Source organism: Methylomonas sp. MgM2 (assembly GCF_054172045.1).
In genome coordinates this window covers 1-8,246 of sequence record NZ_JBSYXO010000066.1, presented here as the reverse complement: position 1 = coordinate 8,246, position 8,246 = coordinate 1, and the positions used below count along the sequence as shown (strand labels likewise).

General features: G+C 48.7%; 8 protein-coding genes and 4 tRNA genes. 2 read left to right on the top strand and 10 right to left on the bottom strand.

From position 1 onward, the window contains the following. Nucleotides 1–113 precede the first annotated feature (113 nt). From ACW73I_RS22555 to ACW73I_RS22510, 10 genes are all read right to left on the bottom strand, one after another. Nucleotides 114–189, bottom strand: a tRNA-Thr gene (locus ACW73I_RS22555). 21 nt (nt 190–210) lie between these two features. Further along, a tRNA-Gly gene (locus tag ACW73I_RS22550) sits at nt 211–284 on the bottom strand. Nucleotides 285–303: 19 nt separating this feature from the next. Then, a tRNA-Tyr gene (locus ACW73I_RS22545) sits at nt 304–388 on the bottom strand. Nucleotides 389–458: 70 nt separating this feature from the next. Then, nucleotides 459–1,025 carry an aminoacyl-tRNA hydrolase gene (pth, locus tag ACW73I_RS22540; protein WP_458031757.1) on the bottom strand — a complete coding sequence of 189 codons (567 nt, stop codon included), beginning with the start codon at nt 1,023–1,025 and terminating at the stop codon, nt 459–461. 11 nt (nt 1,026–1,036) lie between these two features. After that, nucleotides 1,037–1,648: a 50S ribosomal protein L25/general stress protein Ctc gene (locus tag ACW73I_RS22535; protein WP_458031756.1), complete on the bottom strand. Its 612-nt coding sequence runs from the start codon at nt 1,646–1,648 to the stop codon at nt 1,037–1,039. A 48-nt stretch (nt 1,649–1,696) separates the two neighbouring features. Beyond that, nucleotides 1,697–2,650 carry a ribose-phosphate diphosphokinase gene (locus ACW73I_RS22530; protein ID WP_458031755.1) on the bottom strand — a complete coding sequence of 318 codons (954 nt, stop codon included), beginning with the start codon at nt 2,648–2,650 and terminating at the stop codon, nt 1,697–1,699. A 36-nt stretch (nt 2,651–2,686) separates the two neighbouring features. Continuing rightward, nucleotides 2,687–2,761 (bottom strand) — tRNA-Gln (locus ACW73I_RS22525). 15 nt (nt 2,762–2,776) lie between these two features. Further along, complete coding sequence (ispE, locus tag ACW73I_RS22520; protein WP_458031754.1) at nt 2,777–3,658, bottom strand: 4-(cytidine 5'-diphospho)-2-C-methyl-D-erythritol kinase; 882 nt, start codon at nt 3,656–3,658, stop codon at nt 2,777–2,779. Continuing rightward, entirely contained in the window at nt 3,643–4,212 is a 570-nt protein-coding gene (lolB, locus tag ACW73I_RS22515) for a lipoprotein insertase outer membrane protein LolB (protein WP_458031753.1), read from the bottom strand. The genes ispE and lolB overlap by 16 nt, the downstream gene beginning before the upstream one ends. Next, nucleotides 4,209–5,969, bottom strand: a complete 1,761-nt coding sequence (locus tag ACW73I_RS22510; protein ID WP_458031752.1) for a tetratricopeptide repeat protein — start codon at nt 5,967–5,969, stop codon at nt 4,209–4,211. Before ACW73I_RS22510 ends, lolB begins: the two co-directional genes overlap by 4 nt. Before the next feature lie 108 nt (nt 5,970–6,077). Here ACW73I_RS22510 and hemA point away from each other — a divergent pair, with 108 nt between their 5' ends. Then, entirely contained in the window at nt 6,078–7,328 is a 1,251-nt protein-coding gene (gene hemA / locus ACW73I_RS22505) for a glutamyl-tRNA reductase (protein WP_458031751.1), read from the top strand. Nucleotides 7,329–7,333: 5 nt separating this feature from the next. Beyond that, nucleotides 7,334–8,246: peptide chain release factor 1 (gene prfA, locus ACW73I_RS22500; protein WP_458031750.1), on the top strand; the 913-nt coding region annotated here is incomplete at its 3' end.

The following is an 8,246-nucleotide window of genomic DNA, read 5'->3' as shown; positions in this document are numbered from 1 at the left end:
GTTTTTCCATGGTCAACGTGACCGATTGTGCCGACGTTTACGTGCGGTTTTTTTCTTTCAAATTTTTCTTTAGCCATTACGAAAACACCCTAAGAAGAACAAATAGTCAAAACTGGAGCTCATAACCGGATTTGAACCGGTGACCTCTTCCTTACCAAGGAAGTGCTCTACCTACTGAGCTATATGAGCCTTATTACCGTAATCCAAAAATGGAGCGGGTGATGGGAATCGAACCCACGTGATCAGCTTGGAAGGCTGGAGTTCTACCATTGAACTACACCCGCAGATCCAACTCAAATCGAATGGTGGAGGGGGGAGGATTCGAACCTCCGAAGGTGGAACCGTCAGATTTACAGTCTGATCCCTTTGGCCGCTCGGGAACCCCTCCGTCACATAATCAGAGCATTATCCTCGTAAAATCAGCATCGGTCAAGTTTTTTTATGAAGTTTAAAGTCCCTCATACTGCAATCTTATTATTTGCAACCGATACGTCGCCAGCAAGCAACACCTCTAGATTTTGCTCCAATACGCCGAACGTCTCTTCAAATAGCCGCATAGCATGGCTCGCCGGCTCGGACAAAACGTAGTCGGCCACATTTCCGCCCGCACGAGGCCTTCCAATACCAACTCGCAATCGATAAAAATCATTCGACCCCAAGTGAGCAATGATATCCCGCAATCCATTGTGCCCGGCATGCCCACCACCGCGCTTCATCTTAACCACGCCCTCGGCAAGGTCCAATTCATCATGAACCACTAAAAGTTGATCAGGCTTATATTTGTAATAACGCATGACATTACCGACCGACAAACCACTTCTATTCATGTAAGTCGTAGGCTTTAGCAAAACAAGCTTCGCATCACCCAGGGAGATATTGCTTATTTCGCCGTGAAATTGACCGCTTGAAGACCATTTGACCCGATGCGCCTCGGCCAAATAATCCAAAAAAAGAAACCCGGCGTTGTGCCGGGTTTTTTCATACTGCCGCCCCGGATTCCCGAGGCCAACCATCAATTTTATCATCCAACCGACAGTCAACCTTCCGCATCTTCGGAAGCGACTTCGCCGCCTTTAGATTTTGCGACCTGTACGACCGGATGATCGTGCTCCGCTCCTTGTTGCAACTCCGGAATTTCCACACCCGCCGGCAAAACCAAATCGGAAAGATGCAATATTTCCCCTAAATCCACATTAGCCATATCCACTTCGATATACCCGGGCAAGACAGAAGGCATACATAAAACCTCTACGTCGGTCATAGCGTGATTAATGACGCCACCTTTTTTAACACCGATCGCAGTCGCTTCGTTTACAAAATGCAAAGGTACATGCACCTTCAACTTATGACTCTCATCAACACGCAAAAAATCGATATGCAAGATTTGCGATTTAGCCGGATGACGTTGAATATGCTTTAAAACAGCTTTCTCGGTTTTTCCATCGACCTTAACATCCAGCACATGCGAATACACAGCCTCATGAACCAGATGCTTTAAGACCTCGTTATGATCCAATACCAGCATTTCCGGCTCGGCATTGCCACCATACATAACCGCCGGAACCTTACCTTGACGGCGAATTGCCTTTGCCGCGCTACTACCAGATGCACTTCGAGCCTCAGCAACAAATTCAAACACGTTAGCCATTTCTTTCTCCAAACGCCTGTTTATACAAGCAAGTCTTTTCGTTACAAACTAATCTACATAAAGCGAGCTAACGGACTCGCCGACAGCAATCCGCCGAATCGTTTCAGCCAGCATTTCAGCGACACTCAACTGTCTAATTTTACCTATCGTTTTCAATTCATCGGTAAGAGGAATCGTATCCGTTACGACTAATTCATCCAAAACCGAATTCCTCACATTATCCGCCGCCGCTCCCGATAATACCGGATGGGTACAATAGGCAACGACCTTTAGCGCACCGTGTTTTTTCAAGGCTGAAGCAGCATGACAGAGCGTTCCGGCAGTATCCACCAAGTCGTCAACCATGACACAAGTCCTGCCTTCAACGTCACCGATAATATGCATAACCTCAGACACATTCGCCCTCGGCCTACGCTTATCGATGATGGCCAGATCCGCATCCCCCAGCCGTTTTGCAAGCGCCCTTGCCCGCACAACCCCGCCAACATCCGGCGAAACCACAATCAAATTCTTATACTCTTGCCGCCAAACGTCACCCAGCAATATAGGCGAGGCATAGACGTTATCTACCGGAATCCCGAAAAAACCCTGAATCTGATCCGCATGCAAATCGACCGTCAGAGCCCTATCCGCCCCTGCATGACCTATCATATCAGCTACTAGCCGGGCAGTTATCGGCACCCTCGCCGATCGCGACCGCCTATCTTGACGCGCATACCCGTAATACGGGATTACCGCCGTTATTCTTGCCGCCGACGCCCTTCTCAGCGCATCGATCATCACCAATAACTCCATAAGATTTTCATTTGTCGGAGAACAAGTAGGCTGAACGACAAACACGTCCCGTCCTCTAACATTCTCTTCAATCTCGATAAAAATCTCACCATCACTGAAGCGACCAACCGACGCCATGCCGAGGCGCATATTAAGCTTCCTTACAATACCTTCGGACAACGCTCTATTAGCATTACCCGAAAATACCATTATTGAAGCATCACGCATTCAAGGACTCCCGAGGATTTTTACTAAGTGGAGATATGGCTGGGCTGCTAGGATTCGAACCTAGGTATGCGGGGATCAAAACCCCGTGCCTTACCGCTTGGCGACAGCCCAATAAAACTGATTAGATCATCCTTGTCCCAACTTTCCATACAGCAAAGACCGATTCAAGCCTTTTGCCAAAAAGACCGACCAAGCTCCTTGCAAAGCGCTATAGGCTCGCTCCGCGTCTTCTCTACGGGAAAACTGCGAAAATACACATGCCCCCGTCCCTGTTAACCTCGCTCTTCCATATAACGACAGCGCCCCAATAGCCTTCTTAACTTGCTCATATAGATCACAAACCACATCAGTGCAGTCATTGCGATCATCCCCCGCAAGAAAGTCCCTTATTTTGATAATTTCACTATCTCTTGTCAACTCTTTTGCCGAAAAAATTTCCTTGGTATTAACGTGACACTCAGGCTTAATGATGACAAACCACTGTTCCGGCAATAAAATTTCCTGCAAATGCTCGCCGACACCCTCGCCCCAAGCTGAATGGCCGAACACAAACACAGGCACATCCGCCCCTAAGCGCAAACCAAAATTCATCAATTCTTGCGTTGAGAGACCCAAGCCCCACAGATGGTTTAATACAACCAAAGTCGTTGCAGCATCCGAACTGCCACCTCCCAAACCGCCCCCCATGGGCAAGTTTTTTTCGATATCGATACAAACACCTTGTTTGCAACCCGCGTAAGCCTTAAGCAAATTAGCGGCGCGAACAGTTAAATCATCCTGTTCAGGCACCCCCGGAATAGGGCTTCTTAGAGAAACGCGACCGTCATCGACCGGATAAAATGTCAACCAATCGCAAAGATCCAGAATTTGGAACACAGTCTGCAGCAGATGATAACCATCCGGTTTACGCCCCGTGATCCGCAACATCAAATTTAATTTTGCCGGAGCGGGCCATTTTTCTCCCCACCCAGCCACCAAAGCCGGCGAATCCGTCACGACAAATCCCATTGATCCACCATCAATTTTATCCTCGTTTTTTCTTTTTCTACCGTCATTTTTTTCGGCAATATATCCGAGCCGACCTTTTGCATTTCCCTATATCTCACCAGCCAGCCCCCCTGATAAAAACCGCCGGCTTGCTCGACATAATCTTGCGCAGGATCATTCACCCCCAAAACCCAAAACCTCAAGGCTTTTACCGGCATCTCTATTCCCAATTGCTCGGAAAGCACTGCGTCGGCATGCCCATAAAACACTTCGCGACTGTCACCGTCATCGACCACAATCCGCCCTGGCGTAACATTGATCTTAACCCTTCCCTGCCCCAAAGGGCCCACTAACTCTATATCGTCATCGTCCTCAAGATGGCGCCAAACAAGCGATACCGAAACCGAATCCTTTTCGCTAACTACCGCCAATCTGCCGCGTAACCCCCACTGTCTTTGCTGCTGCAAATACAGCATATCCGCCAAATGGTAATTCTCAGCCATGCGTTCAGGCGTTACACTACATGCACCTAACAGGAAAATCGGCAACGCAAAAACGACAATATGCTTCATCATGGTTCGGCAGATAAAAACCGATTTTTAAATTTCAGCAAATATTCGTCATCCGGAGATTTTTTAAATACGGACTCAAAAAATTCTTTTGCTTCCGCATCTCTACCCATTACCCATAACACCTCGGCAATATGCGCCGCAATTTCATTTTCCTGCTGTTTCTCATACGCCTTTCTAAGATACTCCAATGCCAGTTCGTACTTACCCTTCTTAAATTGCAACCAACCGAAACTATCGATAATCACGGCTTCGTCCGGCTTCAGACTCATCGCCTTAGCGAGATAGCGCTCCGCCTCGTCATAGCGTTGCGTTTTATCCGCCAAGGTATAACCCAGTGCGTTAAGCGCTGCTACATCATCCGGGTTTTTGTCCAATATTTTCCGCAAATCGGATTCTACGACATCCAGCTTATCCAAGCGCTCGGCGACCAAAGCCCTCGCATAAAGCAAGTCTCTCTCGTCCGGAGCGTCTCTTAACGCAAGACTCAACACGTCATATGCTTCTCTGCGTTTACCCCATTGATTATAAAGCTCCGCTTTCACCATCAAAATGCGCAAACGCTGATCCGGATATTTGCTATCCATTTTTTTGATTCGCGCTTCAGCCTGATCCAACTCTTTTTGACTTAACAACAGCGATACGACCGCCATATCCGCCTCAATGCCAAAACCACCGGCTTCGGCACGTTCAAACCATTTCAAGGCCTTTTCCGGATGTTGCTTATCTAACTCGATTTTTCCTAAATAAAAACTTGCACGCCCCTCCCATTCCGGATCGTTAAGTAGTTTCTCAAGGGTATTTTCCGCCTTACTTTCCTGGTTTTGCTGCATATAGATTAGAGCCATCGTGAACAATGTCTCTCCATCGTCCGGAACCACTTCCAACACGGATTGACAGAGCTTAAGGGCCTCATCGTAATCCCCGGTATTTAACAACAGTTCCAACAGCATTTTTCTTAACTGTCTGTCGTCGGGCGCTTGTTTGACAGCCTTCTCCAGATATTCACGCGCCTTAACCAAGTCGCCGGAACGGCCTGCCAACTGGGCCTGAAAAATAATTGCCTTATTCCAATCCGGCTGCAATTCCAGGACTCGGCTGATTTTCAGTTGCGCCAACTCATTGTCATGTAAAACGGATGCCGCCACCGCCTGAAGAAACAACAAGCCGGCTTGATCCGGGTAACGTTGATTAAGATCTTCCAGCACTTCATAGATAAACTGCATACGGCCTTCCTTTTCCAATGCCTTCATCATTTCCAACATGCCGCCTTCAAAACCTGCCGGATCCTCCAGATAGACTATATCCAAATTCTCAACCGCCGAATCTCGGTCGCCGGCTTTTATCGCCAGCAACGCGGCAAACTTCCTCGCAGACAGATTTTGCGGCTCTTTGGACAACCAAATTTCTAACGCCTCCCGCGTGCGCTTTTCATCCTTAACAAACATCCCGATTTTGACGGCGCGTTCGGCAACTCTGGGGTCATCCACCCGTTTTGCGGCCTGCAAATAAGCATCCAACGCAAGATCGTACTGGTTTCGCTGGCCGGCTAACTCTGCGGCCATCAGCAAATACAGCACTTCCTCATCGATAACCTTGTTTGTGTTAACCCGAGGCGCCAAAGCTTCCTGACGAGTAATTTTCGGCTCCGCTTCCGCCGTCGTTTCCGGAGAAATCGCGCAACCCGACAAGGAACAAACTATAAGTGCACCTATCCATTTATTCATGCAATTCAAACGACCCGCTTTAATAAATATCGACATAGATTATCAGAAAAACCCGTTAATTCGGACTACTCAATGTATTCTATTTGGACAAAAACAATGCATTACTTAAAATAAGTACGTTTTAATAGGCACCCCAAATAGATAATGACTCTTCTCGCCTTAGGGATAAATTACAATACGGCACCTGTTGCAATCCGGGAACGCCTGGCATTCCCGGCCGAGATACTCGATAAGACCTTAAAAAATTTGCGAAGCGTCCGCGATATATCCGAGGCTGCAATTTTATCGACCTGCAACCGCACCGAATTTTATTGCCATACACAAAGCGAAGACCAAACGCCGTTAATCAAATGGATTTCCGAGACCAAAATAATCCATTCTAATGAATTCACACCCTATTTATACAGCTATAAGGATAGCCAATCTATTCGGCATATGTTCCGAGTGGCTTGCGGCCTGGATTCGATGATACTCGGCGAACCTCAAATTCTCGGCCAAATGAAAACGGCATATCAAGCCGCTTGCCAAGCCGGCACTTTGGGTAAAAATCTGAGTAAACTTTTTCAGCATACCTTTTCCGCTGCAAAAAAGGTTCGTACCGATACGGCGATCGGCTCCAGCCCGGTTTCGGTAGCTTTTGCCGCTGTCCAGCTGGCACAACAAATTTTCGACAAACTTTCCGAACAAACCGCCTTACTAATCGGCGCCGGCGAAACAATAGAGCTAACCGCACGGCATCTATACCAGCACGGCATCGGCCGTATCATTATCGCCAACCGTACCTATGACAAAGCGCACGCCCTTGCCATGCAATTTAACGGCTATGCGATTGCGTTATCCGAAATACCGAACCATTTAGTCGAGGCCGACATTGTGGTATCGTCGACCGCTTCGCAACTGCCAATTTTAGGTAAAGGCCGAGTCGAAAGCGCGATCAAAAAACGCAAACATAAACCGATATTCATGGTCGACTTAGCGGTACCGCGCGACATCGAGGCTGAAGTCGAGCAATTGCGAGACGTATACCTTTACACTGTCGACGACTTACAAAACACCATCAACCAAAACATGGACTCGCGCCGGCGAGCGGCCGAACAGGCCGAAGAAATCATCGACACCCAAGTCGAGCATTTCTTAGCATGGCTGCGCTCACAAGGTGCACAGGAAACCATTCGCGATTTCCGGCAACAAGCCGAACTCACGCGGGACGAGGTATTGCAAAAGGCGATATCCCAACTAAGCAACGGCGGCAATGCCGAAGAGGTACTGCAACGGCTGGCACATACTTTAACCAATAAATTGATCCATACGCCCTGCGCCCAATTACGCGAAGCCGGGGCCAACGAACGACACGATTTAATTGCAGCCTCTCGCGAGATTTTTAAATTACAGTAAATTGAATGAAACCATCGATTAAAACCAAACTGGAAAACCTTGGTGACCGCTTTGAGGAGATCACCGCCCTGCTTTCGCAACCGGAAGTACAAAACAACCAGAATCAATTTCGCAGCCTGAGTCAGGAATACGCTCAAATCGAACCCATCGTCGCCTGTTATAAAACCTATCAGGATAACGAAAGCAATTTAGAATCCGCGATGGAAATGGCGAAAGACAGCGACCCGGAGCTACGGGAAATGGCCAAAGAGGAAATTGGCGCGGCCGAAGAAAAACGCGAAGAACTGGAACAAGAACTGCAAATCCTGCTGCTCCCGAAAGACCCCAACGACAACCGTAACATCTTCTTGGAAATCCGGGCCGGCACCGGCGGCGATGAAGCGGCTATTTTCTCGGGCGACCTAGCGCGCATGTACCAACGCTATGCGGAACGCCAAGGCTGGAGCAGCGAAATCATCAACGAAAACCGTGGCGAACATGGCGGCTATAAAGAAATCATTATGCGTTTCAGCGGCCAGAACGTTTACTCCCAAATGAAATTCGAATCGGGCACCCACCGTGTTCAACGCGTTCCGGAAACCGAATCTCAAGGCCGCGTACACACCTCTGCCTGCACCGTCGCCATCATGCCGGAAGTGGACAGCGTGGACGAAGTCGAAATCAACCCCGCCGACTTACGTGTCGATACCTACCGCGCCTCGGGTGCCGGCGGCCAGCACGTCAACCGCACCGATTCGGCCATCCGTATCACTCATATTCCGACCGGCATCGTAGTCGAATGCCAGGACGAACGGTCGCAACACAAAAACCGCGCCAGAGCCATGTCGGTCTTGCAAGCACGTCTTTTGGCCGCCGAACAGGAAAAACAGCAAGCCGAACAGTCGGCGAGCCGTAAGCTGCAAGTCGGCAGCGGCGATC

Bases quoted from the DNA above. Each gene is read 5' to 3' on its own strand.
- pth (WP_458031757.1), bottom strand. From the start codon at position 1,025: ATGATAAAATTGATGGTTGGCCTCGGGAATCCGGGGCGGCAGTATGAA.
- ACW73I_RS22535 (WP_458031756.1), bottom strand. From the start codon at position 1,648: ATGGCTAACGTGTTTGAATTTGTTGCTGAGGCTCGAAGTGCATCTGGT.
- ACW73I_RS22530 (WP_458031755.1), bottom strand. From the start codon at position 2,650: ATGCGTGATGCTTCAATAATGGTATTTTCGGGTAATGCTAATAGAGCG.
- ispE (WP_458031754.1), bottom strand. From the start codon at position 3,658: ATGGGATTTGTCGTGACGGATTCGCCGGCTTTGGTGGCTGGGTGGGGA.
- lolB (WP_458031753.1), bottom strand. From the start codon at position 4,212: ATGATGAAGCATATTGTCGTTTTTGCGTTGCCGATTTTCCTGTTAGGT.
- ACW73I_RS22510 (WP_458031752.1), bottom strand. From the start codon at position 5,969: ATGTCGATATTTATTAAAGCGGGTCGTTTGAATTGCATGAATAAATGG.
- hemA (WP_458031751.1), top strand. From the start codon at position 6,078: ATGACTCTTCTCGCCTTAGGGATAAATTACAATACGGCACCTGTTGCA.